Origin of the sequence: Nitrobacter vulgaris (assembly GCF_031453995.1) — a bacterium.
GTDB classification, from domain to species: domain Bacteria; phylum Pseudomonadota; class Alphaproteobacteria; order Rhizobiales; family Xanthobacteraceae; genus Nitrobacter; species Nitrobacter vulgaris.
In genome coordinates, this window is the sequence record NZ_JAVDPZ010000006.1 from 94,717 (window position 1) to 118,686 (window position 23,970).

The 23,970-nt window shown below is 61.8% G+C and carries 19 protein-coding genes and 1 other RNA gene; 9 read left to right on the forward strand and 11 right to left on the reverse strand.

The genetic code is table 11. The features are described 5' to 3' along the window. Positions 1–19: 19 nt before the first annotated feature. The 6 genes from rocF to GGQ85_RS05575 all read right to left on the reverse strand — a co-directional run bounded on the left by rocF (position 20) and on the right by GGQ85_RS05575 (position 9,344). Positions 20–994, reverse strand: coding sequence for an arginase (gene rocF / locus GGQ85_RS05550; RefSeq protein ID WP_309773715.1), 975 nt, complete (start codon positions 992–994; stop codon positions 20–22). After that, positions 991–3,747 (reverse strand): DNA ligase D, encoded by a 2,757-nt coding sequence (gene ligD, locus GGQ85_RS05555; RefSeq protein WP_309773716.1) that lies wholly within the window; start codon positions 3,745–3,747, stop codon positions 991–993. Before ligD ends, rocF begins: the two co-directional genes overlap by 4 nt. Before the next feature lie 65 nt (positions 3,748–3,812). Further along, positions 3,813–4,001, reverse strand: coding sequence for a hypothetical protein (locus tag GGQ85_RS05560; RefSeq protein ID WP_309773717.1), 189 nt, complete (start codon positions 3,999–4,001; stop codon positions 3,813–3,815). A gap of 12 nt (positions 4,002–4,013) precedes the next feature. Continuing rightward, positions 4,014–4,985 (reverse strand): non-homologous end joining protein Ku, encoded by a 972-nt coding sequence (ku, locus tag GGQ85_RS05565; protein WP_309773718.1) that lies wholly within the window; start codon positions 4,983–4,985, stop codon positions 4,014–4,016. Positions 4,986–5,136: 151 nt separating this feature from the next. Next, complete coding sequence (gene polA / locus GGQ85_RS05570) at positions 5,137–8,190, reverse strand: DNA polymerase I (protein ID WP_309773719.1); 3,054 nt, start codon at positions 8,188–8,190, stop codon at positions 5,137–5,139. A 104-nt stretch (positions 8,191–8,294) separates the two neighbouring features. Next, complete coding sequence (locus GGQ85_RS05575; protein ID WP_309773720.1) at positions 8,295–9,344, reverse strand: acyltransferase family protein; 1,050 nt, start codon at positions 9,342–9,344, stop codon at positions 8,295–8,297. 288 nt (positions 9,345–9,632) lie between these two features. Between GGQ85_RS05575 and hrpB the strand changes: the two genes are divergently transcribed. The 4 genes from hrpB to GGQ85_RS05595 all read left to right on the forward strand — a co-directional run bounded on the left by hrpB (position 9,633) and on the right by GGQ85_RS05595 (position 15,453). Beyond that, positions 9,633–12,122, forward strand: coding sequence for an ATP-dependent helicase HrpB (hrpB, locus tag GGQ85_RS05580; RefSeq protein ID WP_309773721.1), 2,490 nt, complete (start codon positions 9,633–9,635; stop codon positions 12,120–12,122). An 83-nt stretch (positions 12,123–12,205) separates the two neighbouring features. Continuing rightward, positions 12,206–12,925, forward strand: a complete 720-nt coding sequence (locus GGQ85_RS05585) for an MgtC/SapB family protein (protein WP_244553381.1) — start codon at positions 12,206–12,208, stop codon at positions 12,923–12,925. 241 nt (positions 12,926–13,166) lie between these two features. Continuing rightward, a complete protein-coding gene (locus tag GGQ85_RS05590; protein ID WP_309773722.1) occupies positions 13,167–13,694 on the forward strand; it encodes a TIGR02281 family clan AA aspartic protease in 528 nt (175 codons plus the stop codon). Positions 13,695–13,953: 259 nt separating this feature from the next. Continuing rightward, positions 13,954–15,453: a phosphomannomutase/phosphoglucomutase gene (locus GGQ85_RS05595; RefSeq protein WP_079445433.1), complete on the forward strand. Its 1,500-nt coding sequence runs from the start codon at positions 13,954–13,956 to the stop codon at positions 15,451–15,453. A gap of 120 nt (positions 15,454–15,573) precedes the next feature. Here the strand turns inward: GGQ85_RS05595 and GGQ85_RS05600 are convergent, their stop codons facing one another. The 3 genes from GGQ85_RS05600 to GGQ85_RS05610 form a co-directional block, all read right to left on the reverse strand. After that, complete coding sequence (locus GGQ85_RS05600) at positions 15,574–16,083, reverse strand: Lrp/AsnC family transcriptional regulator (protein ID WP_079445434.1); 510 nt, start codon at positions 16,081–16,083, stop codon at positions 15,574–15,576. A gap of 86 nt (positions 16,084–16,169) precedes the next feature. Beyond that, positions 16,170–17,093: a sugar kinase gene (locus GGQ85_RS05605; RefSeq protein ID WP_309773723.1), complete on the reverse strand. Its 924-nt coding sequence runs from the start codon at positions 17,091–17,093 to the stop codon at positions 16,170–16,172. A 58-nt stretch (positions 17,094–17,151) separates the two neighbouring features. Next, positions 17,152–17,601, reverse strand: a complete 450-nt coding sequence (locus GGQ85_RS05610; protein ID WP_309773724.1) for an HIT domain-containing protein — start codon at positions 17,599–17,601, stop codon at positions 17,152–17,154. Between the two features lie 135 nt (positions 17,602–17,736). Between GGQ85_RS05610 and ffs the strand changes: the two genes are divergently transcribed. The 4 genes from ffs (at position 17,737) to recR (ending at position 20,961) form a co-directional block, all read left to right on the forward strand. Continuing rightward, an RNA gene (gene ffs, locus GGQ85_RS05615) (signal recognition particle sRNA small type) lies at positions 17,737–17,833 on the forward strand. A 115-nt stretch (positions 17,834–17,948) separates the two neighbouring features. After that, the gene (locus GGQ85_RS05620; protein ID WP_309773725.1) at positions 17,949–19,787 is read left to right on the forward strand and encodes a DNA polymerase III subunit gamma/tau; all 1,839 of its coding nucleotides are present in this window, start codon (positions 17,949–17,951) and stop codon (positions 19,785–19,787) included. Between the two features lie 60 nt (positions 19,788–19,847). Continuing rightward, the gene (locus GGQ85_RS05625; protein WP_079445438.1) at positions 19,848–20,168 is read left to right on the forward strand and encodes a YbaB/EbfC family nucleoid-associated protein; all 321 of its coding nucleotides are present in this window, start codon (positions 19,848–19,850) and stop codon (positions 20,166–20,168) included. Between the two features lie 187 nt (positions 20,169–20,355). Next, positions 20,356–20,961, forward strand: a complete 606-nt coding sequence (gene recR, locus GGQ85_RS05630; protein WP_079445439.1) for a recombination mediator RecR — start codon at positions 20,356–20,358, stop codon at positions 20,959–20,961. A gap of 40 nt (positions 20,962–21,001) precedes the next feature. Here the strand turns inward: recR and gloB are convergent, their stop codons facing one another. After that, entirely contained in the window at positions 21,002–21,769 is a 768-nt protein-coding gene (gene gloB, locus GGQ85_RS05635; RefSeq protein ID WP_309773726.1) for a hydroxyacylglutathione hydrolase, read from the reverse strand. A gap of 334 nt (positions 21,770–22,103) precedes the next feature. On the opposite strand from gloB, the gene GGQ85_RS05640 reads away from it, so the two are divergent. Continuing rightward, positions 22,104–22,844: a methyltransferase domain-containing protein gene (locus GGQ85_RS05640; RefSeq protein WP_079445441.1), complete on the forward strand. Its 741-nt coding sequence runs from the start codon at positions 22,104–22,106 to the stop codon at positions 22,842–22,844. A 55-nt stretch (positions 22,845–22,899) separates the two neighbouring features. On the opposite strand, the gene GGQ85_RS05645 is transcribed toward GGQ85_RS05640, so the two are convergent. Continuing rightward, positions 22,900–23,604 carry a DUF4167 domain-containing protein gene (locus GGQ85_RS05645; protein WP_079445442.1) on the reverse strand — a complete coding sequence of 235 codons (705 nt, stop codon included), beginning with the start codon at positions 23,602–23,604 and terminating at the stop codon, positions 22,900–22,902. Positions 23,605–23,970 lie beyond the last annotated feature (366 nt).

Here is a 23,970-nt window from a genome sequence, read left to right on the forward strand (position 1 = left end):
GCAAGACTGCCGCGCGTGTTCAGATTCTATCCGGCTCCAGCGCATTGCTCGGAGTCGGGCGGTCGGTGATCTGCTGCCCGAACAGGCTCGCGATCAATTCCACCGCGACCCGCGCGGTTCGCCCGCGTTCGTCGAGAAACGGATTGAGTTCGACGATGTCGACCGAACGGACCAGTCCGGAATCGTATAGCAGTTCCATGACGAGATGTGCCTCGCGATAGGTCGCTCCTCCCGGAACGGTCGTGCCGACGCCGGGCGCGATGCCGGGGTCCAGGACGTCGAGATCGAAGCTGACATGCAGGACGCCATTGCGCGCCCTCACTCGCTCGATGACGCGATGAATCAATACGGATACGCCGAACTCATCGATCGCGCGCATGTCAGCGACCGCGATGCGACGGTCTTGCACCAGCTTCTTCTCGAGCGGGTCAATCGAATGGATGCCGAACAGGTCCAGATGCGCTGGCGAGATGGCTGAGCGCGGCTCGTCGCCGAGCAGCCCATCAAGCCCGGGCTCGCCGCACACAAAAGCGGCGGACATGCCGTGCATGTTCGCGGTCATGGTCGTCAGTGGCGTATTGTAATCGGCGTGAGCGTCGAGCCAAAGTACGAACAGTTCGCGTCCTCTTTCATGCCAATAGCGCGCGACACCGTTAATCGAACCCATCGAGAGGCTGTGGTCGCCGCCAAGAAAGATAGGGATCGCGCCGGACTTCGTCAGATCATAAGCGCGCGGGCTGAGTGCGCGGATCCATGCCTGGATATCGCGGTAGTTGTTGGTCTTCGCGGGAATTGGGTCGGTTGCCGGCACGACCTGAGCAATGGAGATGTCGCCATGATCCAGGACATCGATGCCCAGGTTTTCCAGCACCGGCTTGATTCCCGCGGTCCGCAGTGCTGCTGGCCCCATCAAGGTGCCGCGTTGCGATGCGCCCATGTCGATGGGAATGCCGAGCAGCGCGATCCTTCGGCTACTACCTGTCATGTTCGTCATCGTACGAGCCTGCTGATTGCGGTGGTTAGCGGACGCGCGGCCTTGTCATAGTCCGCCCACGCCTTACTCTTTTTCAAGAGATATGGCGCGGTGCGGAGTGTGAAACGTTTAGGATCAAGACCGGCTTTCACCTGAGACCAGTTCAGCGGCATGGATACAGTGGCGCCGGGCCGCGCGCGCGGCGACAGCGGCGCGACAGCCGTCGATTTGGTATCGTTGCGAAGATAATCGAGGAAGATTTTTCCCTCGCGCTGCTTCTTCGACATGTTGATGAGATATTTATCGGGTGCGTCAGCGGCCATTTGTTCGCAGACGGCTTGGGCGAACATCTTAGCTTGCTTCCAGTTCAATCCGTCTTTTTGCTTGATTGCAAGCGGTGTGACGACGTGCAGCCCCTTGCCGCCGGTGGTCTTGCAGAACGTTTCGAGCCCGAGCGCCTCGAGCCGCTGCTTCATGTCCTTGGCCGCAGCGATCACGTCGGGGAATGCGATGCCCGGCGCGGGATCGAGGTCGAATACCAGCCGTCCTGGCACCGTGTATTCGTTGGGCACGCAATTCCACGGATGCAATTCGATACCGCCGATCTGCGCCACCGCCGCCAGCGCCTCGACGCGGTCGATCTGCAGATAAGGCTTTCGGTCGCCTGCCACCTTCGCTTGCGTGACCAGATCCGAGAGACCCGGCATGGCGTGGCGCTGAAAGAACGTTTCGCCATCAATGCCATCTGGTGCGCGAACAATCGAACACGGCCGTCCGCGGATGTGGCCGATCATCCAGCCGCCCACGGCTTCGATGTAGGTGGCAAGATCGAGCTTGGTGACCGGCTGCCTGTCCCCCGCATCCGGCCATAGCGCTTTATCTGGATGCGAGATCACAACGCCCATCACCGTCGAGCGATCGCGCGCCGCAGACGTGCGAGGTTGCCGCGATCTGGTCGTGTCGGTGTTCGCTGCTGGTGTGGCTCGCGCGTTGGGCTGTGTTGCGTTGAGCTTTGTCTTGTCGGGCCGTATCTTGTTGAACCGTGGGGCGGCCGCACGGGCCGGCATTTCCGCCCTGACCTCGCGCGCCGGCTTGTCCGCGCGCAGCCCTTTGAAGGCTGCTTGCCGGACCATGCCGTCATCAGTCCAACCGGCGAATTCAATTTCGGCGACTAGTTCAGGTTTCAGCCAATGAATGTTGCGACCGCCGGCCGGCGCATTCTTGCCGGTGAAAGGACTTTTCGATGCGGCCGCGGCTTTCAATGCCGGCATGATGCGTTTCACGGTATCGCGGTCGTAGCCGGTGCCGACGATGCCGGTATAGACGAGGTGGTCGCCGTTATAGACGCCCGCCATTAGCGAGCGGAACTTGCCGCCTGTTGTCTTCCACCCGCCGATTACGACCTCATGGCCGGGACGGCTCTTGGTTTTGACCCAGTTACCGCCGCGGCCGGCGCGATAGGGCGCGTCGATGCGTTTGGAGATGATGCCTTCGAGGCCGGATTCGCGCGCCGTTGCGAGCATCTGTTCGCCGTTCACGTCAAAATGCTCTACGTAGCGGATCGGTGCGCGGTCGGATCTTGCAGAGCGCCCGAGCAGCTTGCGAAGCCGGTCCTTGCGCGTCAGCAGCGGCAGCGGGCGCAGATCCTCGCCCTCGGCAAACGGAAGGTCGAAAGCAAAGTACACCAGCGCATCCGTCTTGCCTTCGGACAGCGCGGCCTGCATCGCCGAGAAATCCGGATCGCCCTTTGCGTTGAGCGCGACGATCTCGCCGTCGAGGATGGCGTCTGGCAGTTTCGCGGCCGCCTTTGCGATGACTGAAAACTTGTCGGTCCAGTCGAGGCCTTTGCGGGTTTTGAGCGTCACGGCACCGTTCTCGATCCGTATCTGGATGCGATAGCCGTCGAACTTGATTTCATGCACCCAGCCCTCCGCCGATGGCGGGCGCGTTGCCGTTTTACAAAGCTGAAGTTCGGCAAAGTTCGGTATCCCGCCCTTGATCGCGCGAGCCTTGGCAATTTGTACTCGGGCTTTCTTCAGCGCCTTCTTGCCGGTCGACGCGGGCTTTGCGCTCGGCTTTGCCGACCGTTTCGATTCCCTGGCGCGCGCCTCCGCGGCAGCGCCCTTGTTCGAATCCCAAACCGCGTCAGAGCCGGCGATCCGCCTGGTCATCATGAAAGGCTCCGGCGCCTTGCCCTGGCCTTTGGCGATCTGTTCGAGGGTCCGACCCGATGCGACCGACCGATCCTTTTCCAGCACATCCTCGCCGCCGCCCGGCTTTGCGTAGTCGTCGCGGTGCTTGATCAGCAGCCAGTTGGTGCGCTTTCCGCCGCTACGGTCATGCTTCATGCGCACCAGCACCCATTCGCCTTGGAGCTTCTCGCCCATCAGCGCGAATTTAAGGTCGCCCTTCGCGAGGCCCTTCGCCGGGTCTTCGGCGTACCAGTAGCCGCGATCCCAGATTTCCACCGTGCCGCCGCCATATTGACCTTTCGGGATGGTACCTTCGAAGTCGCCGTAGTCGAGCGGGTGATCCTCCACCTCGACTGCCAGCCGCTTCTCGCCGGGGTCGAGCGAGGGACCTCGCGTCACAGCCCAGGATTTGAACACCCCCTCGTACTCAAGGCGGAGATCGTAATGTAGCCGGGTGGCATCGTGCTTCTGGATCACGAACCGCAGTTGCCTAGCGGGCACGACGCGCGCCTTGCCGCTCGGCTCGGCGGTTTTCGAAAAGTCGCGTTTCTTGCGGTAGGTGCTGAGCTTTCGGGATGGCACGGCGACGGCTCCGATCAAGGATCAAACGTCGGCAACGCCCGGTAAGCGCAAGAGTGCTGCCGGCGTCACGCCTTTTTCTTTCCGACGCCCGCACTCTTCCGCAGGGCATCCTTGAGATCAATCGGCACGCCGTGCTTCTTCAAAAGGTCGGCGAACGCCTCGTCTGCCAGATCCTGAAGGGTCGCCATGCGATCGCGGCCGAGCTGCGCCAGCGCGGTCATGGTCTCGTCGTCGAAGGCGATCAGCTTGCGCATGTCCGCGCCCGGCTATCCGGCCTTGCGCTTTGCCGCGGGTACCTTTTTTGCGGCGCGCGTCCTGGCTGGCCGTTTCGCAGTCTCGCGCTTGGGTTCCTTCGCGGCTTTCTTGCCTTCGATCGGAAACAACATTTCGCGCTGACCTTCGACCCGCTTCTTTGACCTCTTGCCCTTCGCGGGAGCGGCGGTGATTTCTGTCCGCTCAGACCTGCCGCCCTTCAGGCTCCGCCGCAAGGCGTCCATCAGGTTGATGACATTGCTTTCGGTCTTGACCTTGGCTTTTGCGATCGGGTGGCCTGCCTTCTTCTGCTCGATCAGGTCCAGCAGCGCCGCTTCATAATGATCCTTAAAGGCGGTCGGCTCGAAGCGGCCGGACTTCTGCTCGACGATATGTTTGGCGAGATCGAGCATGTCCTTGGTGATCTTCACCTCCTTGATGTCGTCGAAATAGTCCGATGCCTCGCGTACCTCGTAAGCGTAGCGCAGCAGCAGGCCGACCAACCCGTTGTCGCGCGCTTCAAGGGCAATGACGTGCTCGCGATTGGTCAGCACCACCCGAGCCAGCGCGACCTTGCCCGTCGCCTTGATGGTGTCGCGGATCACGGCATAGGCATCGTGTCCGACCTTGCCGTCCGGCACCAGATAATACGGCCTGACGATATAAAGATCGTCGATCTCTGCGCGCGGCACAAACCGGTCGATATCGATGGTGTGGGTGGACTCCAGCGCGATGTTGTCGAGCTCGTCCTTCGTCACTTCGAGATAGGTATCGGTATCGATCTTGTACCCCTTGACGATATCGTCGTTGTCGACCTCGTCGCCGGTTTCGGCATCGACCTTCTGATACTTGATGCGGTGCCCGGTCTTGCGATTGATCTGGTTGAAGCTGACCTTCTCGGACTCCGAGGTCGCCGGAAACAGGGCTACCGGGCAGGTCACGAGCGAAAGGCGTAGAAAGCCCTTCCAGTTAGCACGCGGGGCCATCGAAAACTCCATACGCAACGGGCTGAAAACTGCAGAAAGGGATTCAATATCACGAGCGGCGAAACGTTCCGAGTCGAAGGCGGCGCGTGCAGGCGTCAGCGTCGTCGTGCAGTTCTTGTTGTGTTCTTGTCAGGTCGCCGTTGGGATGATCCTAATGTGCTTCGTCCCAGTTATCAGCGGCGCGGGCGTCGACCTGCAGCGGCACCGACAGCAACACCGCCGGGAATGGCGCATCCTGCATCACATGCTGTACGACCGGCAGCGTTGCCGCGACCTCCTCGTTCGGCACTTCAAAAATCAGCTCGTCATGGACCTGCAGCAGCATCCGTGCGGACAGCCTCTTCGCCGCAAGCGCATCGTCCATCCGCGCCATGGCGCGGCGGATGATGTCGGCAGCCGACCCCTGCAGGCGCGCGTTGATCGCGGCGCGCTCGTTGAAGGCGCGATGCGACGGGTTCGGCGACTTGATGTCGGGGTAATGGCATTTGCGGCCGAACAGGGTCGTGACATAGCCGTGCTCGCGGCAGAAATCGCGGGTCGCATCCATGTAGGCGCGAATGCCGGGAAAGCGCTCGAAATACTTCTTGATATAGGCGGCTGCTTCTTCGCGGGGGATGCCGAGTTGATTGGCGAGGCCGAAAGCCGAGATGCCGTAGATGATGCCGAAGTTGATGGCCTTGGCCCGGCGGCGGATTTCGCCTGGCATTCCCCTTACGGGCACGCCGAACATTTCCGATGCGGTCATGGCGTGGATGTCGAGGCCGTCGCGGAACGCCTGCTTCAGCACCGGGATATCGGCGATTTCCGCAAGAAGCCGCAGTTCGATTTGAGAGTAATCGGCTGACACCAGCCTGTGTCCGGGGGCCGCGATGAAGGCACGGCGAATCTTTCGTCCCTCCTCGTTGCGCACCGGGATGTTCTGCAGGTTCGGCTCGTTCGACGACAGCCGCCCGGTGGTGGTGGCGGCGAGCGCATAGGTCGTGTGCACGCGCTTGGTCTGGGGATGAACGTATTCGGGCAGCGCGTCGGTATAGGTCGATTTCAGTTTGGATACCTGTCGCCAGTCAAGGATCTTGCGCGGGAAGTCGTGGCCCTGCTCGGCGAGCTCATCGAGGATTTGCGCCGAGGTCGACCACGCGCCGGTCTTGGTCTTGCTGCCCCCGGCCAGGCCCATCTTGCCGAACATGATGTCGCCGATCTGCTTCGGACTGCCGACGTTGATCGGCTCGCCGGCAAGTTGCTGGATCTCGGCTTCCAGCCGGGCCGCGGTCTGCGCGAATTCACCCGAGAGACGCGACAGCACCTGCCGGTCGATGGTGATGCCGCGCCGCTCCATCCGCGCCAGCGTCGCGACCATCGGCCGCTCGAGCGTCTCGTACACCGCATTCATGCGCTCAGCGACCAGCCGTGGCTTTAAGACCTGCCACAGCCGCATGGTGAGGTCGGCATGTTCCGCTGCGTAGGCCGTGGCGCGCTCGATCGCCACCTGATCGAAGGCAAGCTTGTTCTTGCCGCTGCCGGTCAGTTCGCCATAACTCAAAGCGGTATGCCCGAGCCAGCGTTGTGCCAGCGATTGAAGATCGTGGGAGCCCCGCCCGGCATCGAGCACGTAGGAGATAAGCTCGACGTCGTCCTGATTCTGCATGACGATGCCATGCTGCGCGAGCAGCACGGCACTGAACTTGATGTTGAGCCCGATCTTCAAGTGACCGCTGGATTCAAGGATCGGCTTCAGGATCTCCAGCGCATCGCGGACCGCGATCTGACCGGGCGCAAGACCGGCGGCAAACAGGCCGGCTCCGTCGCCGGCCTGTTTGTGGCTGAGCGGGATGTAGCATGCATCGTTAGGCGCGAGAGCCAGAGTGAAGCCCGACAATTCGGCCTGCATGGGATCAATCGTCGGTGCCAGGGCTTCGAAGGCAAAGCTGCCATTGTTATCGATGCGGGCAACCCAGTCTTTCAGCCGCTCTAGCGTGCGGATGGTTTCGTAGGTGTCGCGCTGGACCGGCAGCTTGCGCACCGCTTCAAGGCGGGCGGCGGCAAGGGCCGCAGGCGTTTTGATCTCCGCGTCGCCCTTTGCCCTGATGATCGGCGTGCTTTTCACGACGCCATCGCTGCTACCGAACAGGTCTCCGGTGACGGCGGCTACGGACGCCTTGGGCGCTGTCGAAGAGGCCCCGCTGGCGTTTTTTCTGTCCGGCTCGATCTCGGTCGCGTTAAGCTCGGAATAGTCCGCGACGCGTTTTGTCAGCGTGGTAAATTCCATCGCCTTCAGGAAGGCGATCAGCTTGCGGGCGTCGGGCTCCTGCACCGCGAGGTCGTCCAGCGGCACATCGAGCGCGACCTTGTCGTCGAGCAATACGAGTTGCCGCGAGATGCGGGCCTTTTCGGCATTCTCGATCAACGTCTCGCGCCGCTTCGGCTGCTTGATTTCGCCGGCGCGCTGTAGCAGCGTTTCGAGGTCGCCGTATTCCGTGATGAGTTGCGCGGCGGTCTTGACGCCGATGCCCGGCACGCCCGGTACATTGTCGACGCTGTCACCGGCTAAAGCCTGTACCTCGACCACCTTCTCCGGCGGCACGCCGAACTTTTCGATCACTTCAGGTATGCCGAGGCGGCGGTCCTTCATGGTGTCGTACATGGTGACGCAGTCGGTAACGAGCTGCATCAAGTCCTTGTCAGAAGATACGATGGTCGCGGTCGCGCCCCGCTCGCACGCCTGCCTCACATAGGTCGCGATCAGGTCGTCGGCTTCGAAGCCGATCTGTTCGAGGCAGGGCAGGTCGAACGCTTTCACCGCTTCGCGGATCAGCGCGAATTGCGGGATCAGGTCGTCGGGTGCAGGCGGCCGATGCGCCTTGTAGTCGGGATAGAGCTTGTTGCGGAACGTGACCTCGGACTTGTCGAAGATGATCGCGAGGTGTGTCGGCTTGTCGTCCTTCGGCATGTCGCGCAACAGCTTCCACAGCATATTGCAGAAGCCGAGCACCGCGTTGACCTGCAGCCCATCGGATTTGCGGTTCAACGGCGGCAGAGCGTGATAAGCGCGGAAGATGTAGGATGAGCCGTCGACCAGAAAGACGTGCTGTCCCTGCATATTGGTCCCAGCTTCAGCTTTCGCCGCAGGAATCGTCGCGGGGATGGCGGCTGGGATCTCGGCTGCGTCGATCGCGGCAGCGGGCTTGGCGGCGGGCTTCTTCGGCATGGCCGCAACTTAAGGAGTTTTCCCGCTGATGGCACCCCCGCGGCGTTCTCATGACCGACAAAAAGCGCAGGGGTTTCGGGCCTTGACCGGGCGACCGAGCCGGATTATTCGGCCGCCGCCTGAATCGCGGAGGCTCGTTTCTTCGGCGCGATCCAGAAGGCGTCAGGACGCTCGAACAGGAAGTTCGCCCGCGTGTTGCGGCAGGCCCACCAGATCAGCACCGCGCCGATCACGCCGGCGATGGTGACGATCAGAGAGATCAGGCCGACATCCTGGATCAGACCTGTTTTCAGCAGGATCGTGCGCGAGGCGGCCATCGGCAGGAAGAACGCGAGATAGATGACGATCGAGTGCTCGCCACAATAGCGCACGACGTTCAGCCAGCGCATTTTCGCAAGCAACGTGCCAACGGCGATGATGGCGCTGGCGCCGGCGAGACCGAGCGCGAGCGAAACGATTGGCCATTCGCTGATGCCAGTATGGACCAGGCCGCCGTTGACAACAGCCCACAGCGCAAGCGCCGCCAGCGTCAATCCCGGATAAGCGCGGGCGCGGGCCGACCATGCGAATACGTAGTTTGCGAACAGGTATCCGGAATAGATGTAGACGAAGCGAGCGGCGAATTCGTCGATAAGCGTCCAGCCGGTCGAGATGTGCGTCATCTCGAGCGCCGCCGCAGCGCCCCAGATCGCCCAAGGCGCGATCCGGCGCGTGGCCTTGATGACCACGAAGAACACCGGCAGCAGATAGATGAACCACAGCGTGCCGAACGGATCGATGAACGACATCAGATAGAGATGGACGACGCCCGGCCAGCCCACCTCGGCGGCAAAGTGGGGGGCCTTGAAGCCGAACTGGATCGCGGTCCACAGAACGTAGAAGTAGAAGAAGTGCACGACCTTGCGGTCGAGGTAGGTGCGCCAGTCGCGGTTAATGACGAGCGGCAGGAACAGGCCGGAAATCAGGAAGAAATCCGGCATCCGGAACGGTTTTGCGAATTCGACCACGAGGTGCATGAAGCCGGTCTGTCCGGCTGCGGCCTCAACGCCCAGCACCGAGTGCATCATCACCACCATGATGATGCAGATGCCCTTGGCATAGTCGACCCAGTCGACCCGTTCGGTTTTCTGCGCAGCTGTGCCGTTTCCGGTCATGGTTGTCTCTTTTCGGCGCGATGGGGCCTGTTTACAGGCGGATCGGTTGCGTTCTCCTTTCACCAATCAAATAATGTGCCGGTTTCCCGGGAAAGTGATCGGACAGAGGTATCGCCTGGCCGTTTGGCAAGTGGTGCGCTAGAGCCTTTCCGCTTCTGATGGAATCAGAAGCGGGGCTCTATCATTCTGATCTGACGCGTTTTCTCCACGCGAACCGGTTATCCACTTCGCTCGAAAACGCTATAGGACGACCTTCCCGTTACCCTACCGTACGCGCGGACCTATTCCTTGACGGAAACATTCGCCAACCCGCTTCCGATCGACGCCGTGCTCGGCGAACTTGGACGCACGCTTGCTGCGCACAACGCCGCGGTGCTGGTGGCGCCGCCGGGAGCTGGCAAGACGACGCGGGTGCCGTTGGCACTGCTCGACACGCCCTGGGTCGCCGGCAGGAAGATCGTCGTGCTGGAGCCACGCCGGATCGCGGCGCGCGCCAGCGCGGAACGAATGGCGCAGACGTTGGGCGAGCGCGTTGGCGAGACCGTGGGCTATCGCGTGCGCTTCGGCTCCAAGATCTCGCGCAGAACGCGTATCGAGGTCGTCACCGAAGGGATCTTCTCGCGGCAGATCCTCGACGATCCCGAATTGAACGGTGTTGCCGCGATCCTGTTCGACGAGTTTCATGAGCGTTCGCTCGATGCAGACCTTGGGCTCGCCCTGGCGCGTGACGTCCAGACCGGACTGCGGGAGGATTTGCGGATTCTTGTGATGTCCGCGACCATCGACGGCGCGCGGATAGCAAAACGTCTTGGCTGCGCGCCCGTGATCGAAAGCGAGGGCCGCGCCTTTCCGATTGAAACGCGATATCTTGGCCGCAAGCCCGATTCACCACTAGAGCGGCAGATGGCTGACGCGATCGCGACAGCGCTGCGCACCGATGCAGGCTCCGTGCTGGCGTTCCTGCCGGGCGCGGCCGAAATCCGGCGCACGCAAAATATGCTCGCTGAACGGGTGCACGATGCATCCATTGAGATCGTGCCGCTGTTCGGCGCGCTCGACGCCGCGGTGCAGGATCGCGCCATCGCGCCCGCGCCGAGGGGGCGTCGCAAGGTGGTGCTGGCCACATCGATCGCAGAAACCTCGCTGACCATCGAGGGCGTCCGCATCGTGGTGGATTCCGGCATGGCGAGGGTGCCGCGCTTTGAGCCTGACATCGGCCTGACGCGGCTGGAAACCATGCGTGCCTCGCGCGCCGCGGTGGACCAGCGCCGGGGCCGCGCCGGCCGCACGGAGCCTGGTGTATGTTATCGGCTATGGGACGAGCCGCAGACCGCCTCGCTGTCCGCCTATACCCAGCCCGAGATCCTCTCAGCCGATCTGTCGTCGTTGGTGCTCGATCTCGCGCAATGGGGTGTGCGCGATCCCGCCACACTGACGTTTCTCGATCCGCCGCCTGCTCCCGCGTTGAACGAGGCGCGAAGCCTGCTGCGCGAGCTTGGCGCGCTGGATGCCGATGGCCGCATCACCGACGAAGGAAAAAGTTTGCGGGCGTTGGCGCTGCCCCCTCGGCTCGCGCGCATGATCGTGGGCGCGCATCGTCTCGGCGCAGGCCGGGAGGCTGCGGACATTGCGGCGGTGCTGACCGAGCGGGGTCTGGGCGGCGACAGCGTCGATCTCGATGCGAGGCTCGATAGCTTTCGCCGCGACCGCTCGCCACGCGCCACCGGCGCGAGGCAGCTTGCGGAACGTTGGGCGTCTCAGGTAGCGGTGCCTGTTACCCCTACCGCCTCTGGTGGGGAGGGAGAAACCTTTCCTTCCAGCGGTGTGATGCTCGCTCTCGCGTTTCCCGATCGCGTGGCGCGCAATCGCGGCAACGGGTCGTTCGTGCTCGCCAACGGTCGCGGCGCGTCGGCCGATCAGGCCTCGGCGCTGGCGCGGTCGCCTTTTATCGCGGTTGCTGAACTGACCGGTACCGCCGCGAACGGCCGTATCTTGCTGGCTGCACCGATCGCGCAGGCGGAGATCGAATCGCGCTTCGCCGACCAGATCGAGACCGACGAGGAGATCTCATTCGATCGCGCGGCGATGAGTTTGCGGGCACGGCGGCGCAAGCGGCTGCATGCGATCACGCTTGCCGAAGCTCCGGTGGCGGTCGCGCCGTCGGTTACGACAGCGCGCATCCTCGCCGAAGGATTGATAGGAGCGGGTCTGGATCGCTTGCCGTGGTCGAAGCCGCTCAAGCAATGGCGCGACCGGGTCATGTTCCTGCGCGCGGCGGAAGGCGAGGAGTGGCCGGACCTGTCCGATGCCGGGCTTGTGGCCACAACCGACATGTGGCTGGCGCCCGCGCTGTTCGACAAGACCGCTTTGAAGGAATTTTCAGCCGGCGATCTGTCGGAAGCGCTGATGGCGTTGTTGCCTTGGAGTTTGCGCGCGCGGCTGGAGCGCGAGGCGCCGACCCATTTTGAGGCGCCGACTGGTACGATGCTCGCGATCGACTACGAAGCCGAGCAGGGGCCGACCATCGCCGTCAGATTGCAGGAATTGTTCGGCCTGACGACGCATCCGTCGATCGCGCAAAGCAAGGTGCCGCTGGTTCTGGAATTGCTGTCTCCGGCGCATCGCCCGGTGCAGGTGACGCGCGACCTGCCGGGCTTCTGGCGCGGCAGCTATGCCGCCGTTCGTTCTGATCTGCGCGGGCGCTATCCCCGGCATCCCTGGCCGGATGATCCGGCGAATGCGCCGCCGACACGGCGGGTTAAGCCACGCGGGACCTGAAGGGGCCGATTGACCGGGGAACTCGCACCATTGATGAGGCGTTGACGTGACGTCTCTCGCCGTGACCCACCTTGAGGCCCTTCATGGACATGATGGACATGCTTCTGCAGCCGACCTGGTCGGATATCGCGATCCGTCTCGCTCTGACAATGGTTGCGGGGGGTATCGTGGGATTTGACCGGGGCGTGCAAGGGCATGCGGCCGGATTTCGCACCACCATTCTGGTCGGTCTTGCTGCTTCGATCGCCATGATCCAGGCGAACATCCTGCTATCGACCAGCGGCAAAACGGTCGAGTCCTTTGTCCAGATTGACGTCATGCGTTTGCCGCTCGGCATTTTGACCGGCGTGGGGTTCATCGGCGCCGGCACCATCTTCAAGAAGGGTGACCTCATCGCCGGCGTCACCACCGCGGCGACGCTGTGGCTGATGACCGTGATCGGGCTCTCGCTGGGTGGAGGCCAGCTCGTGCTCGGCATGGCTGCCACCGTACTGGCCGTCATGACTCTAGGGGCGCTCAGGTGGGTCGACTATTTCATTCCCCGTGAACGCAGGGCCCGGTTGATCGTCGCGGACGATACGCAAATGCGGGCGGTCATCGAACTGCCTGTGATGACCCAAGAAGTGGGCTACCAGGCTAGTTTTGCGGAAGCCAAGCGCCGCGATGATGGATGGATCGATTGCTCATTCGACATCTCGTGGCGGCGCGCTGGGCGGTCCTCGTCGCCGACCGAACTATTGATGCTGATCCACAGGCGCTATGCGGTTGTGGCATTTGCCTTGACGACGGAAGATGGCCGCTAGCGTCTTTCAACGCTCACGTGAAAGACTCTAGCTTTTTGACCTGACGCGTTTTCGTCACGCAAACCGGTACCCACTTCGCTCGAAAACGCTATAGGTACTTCCCCGATCGGCCGCGCAGCTCCGCGCGCGTGTTAACGCTTCGCTCATCCTTTTGGCACAAATAGCAGCTTCGTCATTGCTCGTAGCCGGCTGGTGGCGGTTGCGAGATCGCCGCGTCGTCATTTGTCAGTGAGTATGCGCCATGCGTAATCTGATAATTCTTGCCGCGCTTCTGATCGGCGCCGGCGCCTATATGGCGCAACTGGCTGACGAGATGACCACGACCGCAGCCGCGCGGCCCACCACGTCGACGCAGCCGACGGCGTTCGCCGCGCTTCAGGATAATGCCCAGGCCGGCATCCGCAGCATTAGCATTGCACGCGACGGCAGGGGCCACTTCCAGACAGAAGGCCGAATCGACGGCCAGCGCATCGGCTTCATGGTCGACACCGGTGCCTCCGTCGTCGCGCTCAACGAAAGCTCGGCCGCGCGGCTCGGCGTGCGGCCCTCGCAGAACGACTACACGACGACGGTGACCACGGCCAATGGCAAGCTCAAGGCGGCGCGCACCCGGCTCGCCATGGTCGACATTGGCGGTCTCATCGTGCGCGATGTCGATGCCATGGTGCTGCCCGACGAAGCGCTGTCTGAAAATCTGCTTGGTTTATCTTTTTTGTCTAAACTCAAGCGCTTCGAATTCGCGAACGGGCGGATGATGCTGGAACAGTAATTCGGCATCGGCGTCGGGGTTGACGCGTGTCGTTTTGCCGTCGCGAATTATGCCGCAATTGCCGTTCACAGACCTGTAGCGTTTTCAAGCGAAGTGGGTACCGGTTCGCGTCAAAGAAAACGCGTTAAAATAAAAAGCTTGAGCCCGGCTTTGATGTCATCAAAGCAGGAATAGTTCTAGCTCCCGCATTCCAGCAGCAGTGGTATCGCCAGCGCTGCATTTCCTTATGTCATGTCCTTTCCTTGAGAGGCCCATCCGCATGTTTCCGAAGCCGAAACCCGTTCTGGCACCGAACACCTATGCCTATGAATCCGAGCCGATGGTGAAGGCGACCGGCTTTCGCGAATATGACGCGCGCTGGCTGTTCGGCAAGGAAATCAACTTGATGGGCATCCAGGCATTGGGCATGGGCCTTGGCACGCTGATCGGTGAACTCGGCCAGAAGAAGGAGATCGTCACCGGTCACGATTTCCGCAGCTATTCGTCCTCCATCAAGTACGCGCTGATCTCCGGCTTGTTGGCGTCGGGCTGCAAGGTTCACGATATCGGACTTTGCATGACGCCGATGGCATACTTCGCGCAGTTTGAGCTCGACGTCCCCTGCGTCGCCATGGTGACGGCCTCGCATAACGACAATGGCTGGACCGGCGTCAAGATGGGCGCCAACCGGCCACTGACGTTTGGGCCAGACGAGATGACGCGGCTCAAGGAAATCGTGCTCGGCGCGGCCTTCGCCACCAGGGCGGGCGGCTCCTATGAGTTTCACGACAGTTTCCCGGCGCGCTACATCGCTGATCTGACGAAACGGCCGAAACTGAAGCGCAAGCTGAAGGTCGTGGTGGCCTGTGGCAACGGTACCGCCGGCGCCTTCGCGCCGCAGGTGATGGAGGCGATCGGCTGCGAGGTGATCCCGCTGGATACCGAGCTTGATCACACCTTTCCGAAGTACAATCCCAATCCCGAAGACATGAAGATGCTGCACGCGATCCGCGACGCGGTGCTCGAACACAAGGCCGACGCCGGTCTCGGTTTCGACGGTGACGGAGATCGCTGCGGCGTGGTCGACAACACCGGCGAGGAGATCTTCGCCGACAAGGTCGGCGTGATGCTGGCGCGCGACATGTCGGCGATCCACAAGGATGCGCATTTCGTGGTCGATGTGAAGTCCACAGGATTGTTTGTCACTGATCCGGTATTGCAGCAGCAGGGCGCGCGGACGACCTACTGGAAAACCGGCCACTCCTACATGAAGCGGCGCACCAATGAGCTCGGCGCGCTCGCTGGTTTCGAAAAATCCGGGCACTTCTTTTTCAACGCGCCGATGGGCCGCGGTTACGACGACGGACTGATCTCGGCGATCGCTGTGTGCGAGATGCTCGATCGCGCAGCTGGCAAATCGCTGGCAGATCTGAAGGACGCCTTGCCCAAAACCTGGTCCTCGCCGACCATGTCGCCGCATTGCGCCGACGAGGCCAAGTACGGCATCGTTGACAGCGTGGTGAAGCATTTCGAGGCGGCCAAGGCCAACGGCGACAAGATCGCCGGCCAGCCGATCCGCGATCTTGTCACCGTCAACGGCATCAGGGTGACGGCGCAGGATGGAAGCTGGGGGTTGGTGCGGGCGTCATCGAACAAACCCGAGCTTGTTGTGGTGGTCGAAAGCCCGGTCTCCGAGCAGCGGATGCGCGATATGTTCGAGGTGATGGACAGCGTGCTGCGTACCCATCCCGAGGTCGGCGAATACAATCAGAAGATTTGAGGTCGTCCGTCATTGCGAGCGAAGCGAAGCAATCCAGGCGGCAAAAAAGAACTGGATTGTTTCGTCGCCAACGCTCCTCGCAATGACGTGGCAGAGCATTTCCGACGAAGGCCGTGCCGACTACACTGCGCTTGCCGCCGGCACCGGCAGTGCCGTCACCGATTTGATCTTCTCCATCGCGAATCGGGAGGTGACGTTCTTCAGCGCGACCGAACTAATCAGCTTCTTGTAAAAGAGGTCGTAGCTCGCCATGTCGGCGACCACGACGCGCAGCATGTAATCGACGTCGCCCGCCATGCGGTAGAGCTCCATCACCTCGGGCATCGCGCGGACCGCATTGGCGAAGGTTGTTAGCCACGTATCCGAGTGGTCGCCGCTTTCAACCGATACGAACACTGTTATGCCGAGCCCGATCTTGTTCTGATCGACCAGCGCCACGCGGCGCAGAATGATGTCGTCGGCTTCGAGCCGCTGGATACGCTTCCAGCAGGGCGTCGAGGACAAACCGACCCGGTCGCCGATCTCGGCTACCGACAGGGATGCGTCCTCCTGGAGCACGGTGAGAATCTTGCGGTCGATGGCGTCGAGGCGGCGACCGGATTCAATGGTCTGAAGGGCAAGATCGCTCATGGCTAGAACATTATTCCAATATTGAGGTTATTCAAGCTCATATATAGAAAAATATTCCAATGCAAGTGTCGTCAGCGGGGCTCGGCTCAGTTCGAACCGCCGTGCTCTAAAAAGGCTTCCACTTCAGCACGTTGCGGGCAGGCGAAGGCGCCGCCGAAGCGGGTGCATTTGATGGCGGCTGCGGCGGAAGCGAACCTGAGTGCGTCTTCAAGATCCTGATTCTCGGTCATGGCGAGAGTGAAAGCGCCATGGAAGACGTCTCCGGCGCCCAATGTGTCCACGGTGTGGACGGGGAAGGCGGCGGTCTGGCGGAGGCCGCCGCCATTCGGATCGAGCCACACTGTTCCTTGGGAGCCGCGCGTTCCGGCTAGGAAGGCTGGAGTGACCTTGGCGAGCTTCTGCAATGCTGCCGCGTCGTCGGCGATGTCGGCAGTGGCCTGAAGGGCTTCACTCGAGAAAATCAGATGTGAGGATGCAGTGAGCAGACCCTCGCGCATTGACATGGCGGAATCGACATCGATCACGACCGGGATGCCGCGGCGCCGCGCTTCAGCGCAAAGACCGGTGCAGAACGCCGCGCATCGACTTTCAGCAAGGATGGCGTCGCAATCGCTGAGCATTCTGTCAGCCTCGGGTAAACGCACTTTCCACAATTCGGGATCGCGGAAGGTGATGATGGTTCGCTCGCCGCCCGGATCGATTATGACGGTGGAGATCGGCGTCACCAGACCGGGCATGTGAACGATGTCCTGCATCGCGATGCCGAGCTCTGCCGCCTTGTCGAAGATGTAGCGGCTGGATGTTTCGCTGGCGTCCCCCATGGGGCCGCAAAACGCCACTCCGCCATCGAGCCGGGAAATGGCGACCGCCGCATTGAATGCGTTGCCGCCGGCGATTTCCTCGAAGCGCTTGGCGCCGATCTTCAAGCCGCGTTTCGGGAGGCCTTGCACGTGAAAGGTCAGGTCGCGCACTGGCATGCCGATACACAGGATGCGTGGCTTTTTCATCATGCGGAAATCCTTGCCAATGAGGAAGATCGGGACAAGCGGTTAAACCGGCAGGTTTTGCTCAGGTTCCGTCGGCCGGAATTCTAACAATGGTCTCGCCGAGCCCTGTCCTGCGCCTGAGAGCACCCAAGAATGCTTCGAGTTCTGCTGCCTTGTATGCGAGCGCGGGCGCCACGCCCCAGACCGGGCGGGGCCATGCAAAGTCTCCTTTGCGACGCGCGATGATATGGACGTGAAGCTGGGGCACCTGATTGCCGAGCGCGGCCACGTTGAGTTTGTCGCAACCTGTGATGTCCTTGAGTGCTTCTGACGCCTGACCGATTTCCGTCATCAAGAGTGCGCGATCGTCGCGATCAAGGTCGATGATCTCGATCGCACCAGCTCGTCTTGGCACCAGAATAAGCCAGGGATAGCTGGCATCCTTGCTGAGCAGCAGACGGCTGAGCGGCAGGTCGCTGATGGAGACCGTGTCCTCCTCCAGCTGCGGGTGAAGCGACCAGGCTTCGGACATCGTTCGCGGACACTTTTTGAGGACGGCCGATGCAAACTGGCGCGGCGATCCGCCGAGGTCAATGGTTCAGACGGCTCGTTCCGGGGTCGTCCTCGCTGCTTGCTTTCCTGGGCTTTTGGCCCCAAATAGGAATTGGGAGATTGGCGGTGGACGAGCCACTCGCCAACCGGGTCAGATCCGGAAGGAAGCAGCCCTAACGAGGTCCGGATCGGGTCGCTCGTCAGTCTCCTACCTCTTTTGGGCGAACCATGTTTTTCGGAAATTGCCAGCGCCGGATAGGCGCGGTCCGAAGGTTCGCTTCGTTGTTCCGCAAGCCGGCTTCGAGAGAGAAAATTGCGGATCGCTCAATGACCGATGCTGGCCATCCCTCAACGCTCCCCGATGACGCCGCCGGTCAAACCGGCCTCGACCTCGGCGTGATGCCATCGGAAACGAGCGCGCAGTACCGGGTGCTGGCGCGCAAGTACCGCCCCTCCAGCTTTGACGACCTCATCGGACAGGAGGCGCTGGTGCGCACGGTGTCCAATGCGTTCGAAACGGGGCGGATTCCGCAGGCCTGGATCCTGACCGGCGTGCGCGGCGTGGGAAAAACCACCACCGCGCGTATTCTTGCCCGCGCGCTGAACTACGAGCTTGCGGACGGCTCGGTGCAAGGACCGACGATTCGGATGCCGCAACTCGGCGTTCATTGTCGGGCCATTATGGAAAGCCGGCATATCGATGTGCTGGAGATGGACGCGGCCTCTCATACCGGCGTCGATGACGTCAGGCAGATCAACGACAGCGTGCGCTATGCGCCGTCGAGCGCTCGCTACAAGGTCTACATCATCGACGAAGTTCACATGCTTTCGACGGCGGCCTTCAATGCGTTCCTGAAGACGCTGGAGGAGCCGCCGGAGCACGCGAAATTCGTGTTCGCGACCACCGAGATCCGGAAGGTTCCGGTGACGGTGCTGTCGCGCTGCCAACGGTTTGATCTTCGACGTGTCGAAGCCGAGGTGCTGATGGCGCACCTCACCAATATTGCGGCGAAAGAGAACGTCGAGGTGGAGCCGGAGGCGCTCGGCATCGTGGCGAGGGCGGCCGAAGGCTCGGTGCGCGATTCCCTGTCGCTGTTCGATCAGGCCATCGCCCATGCGGCTGGCGTGGTTCGGGCCGATGCTGTACGGCAAATGCTGGGACTTGCTGACCGTACGCGGGTCATCGATCTGTTCGAGGCACTAGCGCGAGGCGACATCGCGAGCGCATTCGGCGAGTTTCGCGACCAGTACGATACCGGCGCCGATCCGGTCGTGGTGCTCAGTGATCTGGCCGAGTTCGTCAACTTCGTAACCCGCGTCAAGATTGTTCCGGCGATCGCCGACAATGTCTCATTCGGGGAAACGGAGCGTCTGCGCGCTCGCGATTTTGCCGTGAAACTGTCGATGCGCGTGTTGTCGCGGATGTGGCAGATGCTGCTGAAAGGGATCGCAGAAGTTCAGGGCGCGACGCGGCCGGCGGCCGCGGCCGAGATGGTGCTGGTGCGCATCGCCTATGTCGCGGACCTTCCGCCGCCCGATGAGGCGATCCGGCTGCTGGATCGCAATGGCGGCGAATCGCCAGTTGTCCCGAACAACGCCGCGCCGCCCAGATCGAGTTCAGGATCGGTGTCATCCGCCCGATCGTCGGCTGCGCGTTCATTGTCGCCGCGCGCCGCAGCAGAACCGGCTCGCCCGCAAGCCATCGCGCCGGTGGCCGATAGAGCGGATGCGAGTCCGGTGACAGCCATCGAAAGCTTTACCGAACTCGTGGCGCTCGCCGGCGAAAAACGCGATTTGATTATCAAGGCGGCGCTCGAGGCCGACATGCGGTTAGTCCGGATGGAGGACGGCCGGCTTGAGATCGCGCTGGAGCGCAGTGCGGCGCGCACGCTGGTGAACGATCTTTCGCGCAAGCTGGAACAGTGGACAGGCCGGCGCTGGACGGTGATCGTTTCCAACGAGCCGGGCCAGCCGACATTGCGCTCCCAGGCGTTGCTGCAAAAAAACGAACGGGAGCGCGCCGCTGAGGCCGACCCGCGCGTGCAGGATGTGCTGGCGCGTTTTCCCGGCGCCAAAGTGGTCGAGGTACGCAAGTTCGCTTTGTCGTCGCCGGATTCCGATGCCGTTCCTGACGAGCCGGCCGACGATCTCGACAGCAACGATTAGGGCCTTTCCGCTTCTGGTACCAGGAAGCGGAAAGGCTCCAGCAAGAAAAGGAACTTTTTGATGGCTGATTTTCTCGGCATGATGAAGCAGGCGGCTCAATTCCAATCCAAGATGAAGGCGATGCAGGACGAGCTCGACCACATTGAGGTCGAGGGCACGTCCGGCGGCGGTCTTGTCACTGTGCGGATGACCGCCAAGATGGATGTCAAGGGGATCTCGATCGATCCGTCTCTAATTAAGCCAGACGAACGTGAAATTCTCGAAGATCTTGTCGTGACCGCGCTTGGCGATGCGCGCCGTAAGGCGGAGGTCGCAATGCAGGAGAAGATGCAGACATTGACCGGCGGCCTTGGTCTGCCGCCCGGCCTGGGGTTCTCGTGATCGGTAGCACGATGCGAATGTTGAAATCGGACCACTCAGGTGCGCGTGAAGAAGACGCGTCAGATCAATCATAGAGCCATGTTTCTGATTCTGTCAGAAGCGAAAAAGGCGCTAGTGTCCTTCGAATCGAAATTCGCGAAGGGGCGCAGTGCACTTTGGCGAATTTCGGATTCGGAAACCCTAAGAGATGCCGACCGCCGTCACTGGACCTGAGATCGATCGTTTGATCCAGTTGCTTGCGCGGCTGCCGGGGCTTGGCCCGCGCTCGGCGCGGCGGGCGGCGCTGCATCTGATCAAGAAACGCGAGGCGTTGATGACGCCTCTGGCAGGCGCGCTGCAGGTTGCAATCGACAGGATCCGGGTCTGCGAAACCTGCGGTAACATCGACACCCGCAGCCCCTGCACGGTATGCACGGATGCCCGGCGTGATCCGTCTATCATCGTCGTGGTTGCCGATGTGGCGGATCTCTGGGCGCTGGAGCGCGCCGGCGCCACCAACGGATTCTATCACGTGCTGGGAGCGACGCTGTCACCGCTCGATGGCGTCGGTCCACAGGACCTGACGATCGATGCGCTGGTGTCGCGGGCGCATGATCCGCGTGTAGCGGAAATCGTCCTGGCGCTGAACGCGACCGTCGACGGCCAGACCACAGCGCATTACATCACCGATCTGCTTGGCGACGCCAACGTGAAGGTCACGCGGCTCGCCCACGGCGTTCCAGTGGGGGGTGAACTCGATTATCTCGATGAAGGGACGCTGTCAGCCGCGATGCGACAGCGCACGCTATTTTAGCTGGTGGTGTCGGCCCGGCGCGGGCATGGACATCATGCGCTCACCACTTGTTCTTGCGTTCGCGTAACTCGGTGAACACGTCGGCTCCGCTGGCTCCTTTCATGTGCACTCCGGCCGCCACCGCAGGATCATCGGCGCGCAGGAATACGTTGGCCTTCTTCTCCTCGCCCATCAGGGTCGGCACCGTCGGCTTGCCCTCGGCGCGCAGCCGCGTGACCTCCTCGGCGCGGGCCTTGAGAACCGGATTATTCGGCTCGATGGTCAGCGCGAATTTCACGTTTGATGCGGTGTATTCGTGGCCGCAATAGAGCCGGAAATCGTCGGGCAGCGCGCGCAGCTTCAAAAGCGAGTCCCACATCATTGGATAGGTGCCCTCGAAAACCCGGCCGCAGCCGATCGAGAACAGAGTATCGGCGGCGAAGACCACCTTCTCGTCGTCGAACACGTAACTGACGTGGTCCAGCGTGTGACCGGGCGTTTCCAGCACGCGTCCCAGCAGCGTTCCGACCTTGACGATGTCGCCCTGGCCGACTCGCAGATCGACGTTGGCGATTCCGGCGCCCCTGTCATGCGGTGCGACCACCCGGCAATTGTATTTCTGTTTCAGTTTCGTGATGCCGCCGACATGATCGCTGTGATGATGGGTGACCAGAATATCGGTCAGCATCCAGCCTTCGCGATCCAGCGCCTGGATGATCGGTTCGGCGTCCGGCGCGTCGATCGCGGCGGTCGCATCAGTTGCGGGGTCGTGAATCAGCGCGCCGAAATTATCGGTGAGGCAGGTGAACAGGCGGATATCGGCGGTCATGTCGTCTCCGTGAGTCCGAGAGGTCGACGCGAGTGTCCCGGCCGCGGAGTTCGCTCGTCGGACTTGCGGGGAAAATGACGCGAACTCCGGGAAAACCAGACTAGAACTATTACGGCTTTGAGGGGATCGAGCCGCTCGAGCTTTTGTTTTGACACGTTATCTTGATCTTGCGGGATCCGTAGACATCCTCAGGTCGATCCCGAAGACATGCTCGCTCGGAAACGCTATAGCATAGGCAATTGCGTGGCGAAACAAGCCGTTAACGGCAGTTTACGATTGCACAAATCGGCAGGGCGGGGGTGCCCGGCTTGCCGGCAACATGGTAGATGTGGACATGGCGATCGACGTCATCGACCTTCGTGATTTCTACGCGCAACGTCTCGGCATGGTGGCCCGGCGGCTGATCAATCGCGCCATTCATGCACACTGGCCGAGTTTGGAGGGGCAGTGCGTGGTCGGCCTTGGCTATCCCACTCCTTACCTCGGTCTGTTCCGCGAGGAGTGCGAGCGCTGTATCGCCTTGATGCCGGCGGCCCAGGGCGTCTTGAAATGGCCGACGGCGCGGCCGGCGCTGGCGACCCTGGTCGATGAATTTTCGTTGCCGCTGCAGGACGCGGTCGCAGACCGGATCTTGCTGGTTCATGCGCTGGAAGTGTCGGACGATCCGGAAAGTCTCCTGCGCGAGGTGTGGCGAATTCTTTCGCCGTCTGGCCGAATGATGGTGATCGTTCCCAATCGCCGGGGTATCTGGACCCGTACCGATACAACGCCGTTCGGCCACGGTCAGCCTTATTCGCGCTCGCAGATCACTCAACTGCTGCGGCAGACATGGTTCACGCCGTCCGCCTGGGGCGAGGCGCTATTCGTCCCGCCGATCAATGGCAACTGGTTCCTGCGCTCGGCCGCGGCGTGGGAGCGCATCGGCGCGGCACTGTCGCTGCCGTTTGCCGGCGTTCACATCGTTGAGGCAACCAAGCAAGTTTACCGGCCCATTGCCGCGAAACGGGAGCACAGCCGGCTGATCCCGGTGTTGCAGCCAACGCTCGCGCCGTCCTCGTGTAACGCCGAGGAGTGATATATCCGATCGTGATCCGAGTGGTTCACCCGCCCAGAACAGGTGAGGTGAATCGCTATTCGTTTCCGGGATTGAAGTCCTCGCTCGGAGCCGGCGGCTGCACCATGCCGTCCGGCCGCGGGCCATGCGGACGTCGGCGACGGCGTGGCGGGAAGCGGTCGCTGCGCTCGCCGCCCTGATGGCCGTTGCCTTCGAACCGGCCGCCATTCACCTGCGGCTGAGATCCCGTAATGAACGACGGGAGGCGATCGACGCCGCCATTGTCGGCGGGCTCCATCGCCGGCCGGGGCTGACGATATTCTCGGGGCTGCTGCTGATCGCGCTGGTAGGGCTGCGCCTCGCGCTGATGATTGTCACGCGGTTGCTGAACCGGAACGAAGCCGGGCTCCGCTCCAAAATTCGAGTAGTTTTCGCTGTCGTCGTCACCCGCTTCATCCGTGACATCGACGTCGGTTCGCGGCTGTTGCTGCGGCTGGCTTTGGCGAAACTGTTCCTGCGCTGCGGCGATCAGGCGGAAATAATGCTCCGCATGTTGATAGTAGTTTTCGGCGGCCACGGGATCGCCGGATGAGCGAGCGTCGCGGGCGAGTTGGACGTATTTTTCGGCGACGTGAGAGGCGGTGCCGCGGATCTTGATGTCGGGGCCGTTGGATTCGAAAACCCGTGTCATCGGGTTCTGGCCGCGCCGGTTGTTATTGTTATTATTGTTATTATTGTTCCGGTTACGCATCCGCTTGTTGTTATTCTGACCGTTTCTCATGTCCCGCCTTCAGTTATCAGCCTTGAAGTTCCAGCTTTGAAGTTTTCGCTTGGGTATTTGGGTATTGCCCTATCGTTTTGGTGCGATTTCCCGCCCCTCGACGCGGCCTACGCAAAGCGCGTATCGGCCGCCACTCATCTCCATAGCAAAGACGCGTTCCCGGGTCGCCGGCAGGCGCATGGCGCCAGCACGGCCAGATCATTCAGCCAGAGACTTCAAACTCAGGTTTTCTCGCGTGAGTGTTCAAGCGCAGTATTCAGGCTTTCGTTCGCTTCGCGGTCGCAAGCGGCGCAGCTCTCGGCCATCGCGCTCGATATGACCTGCCTTTAGGAACCGTTCACTCGGGCCGGTTTTCGTCCGAAAACT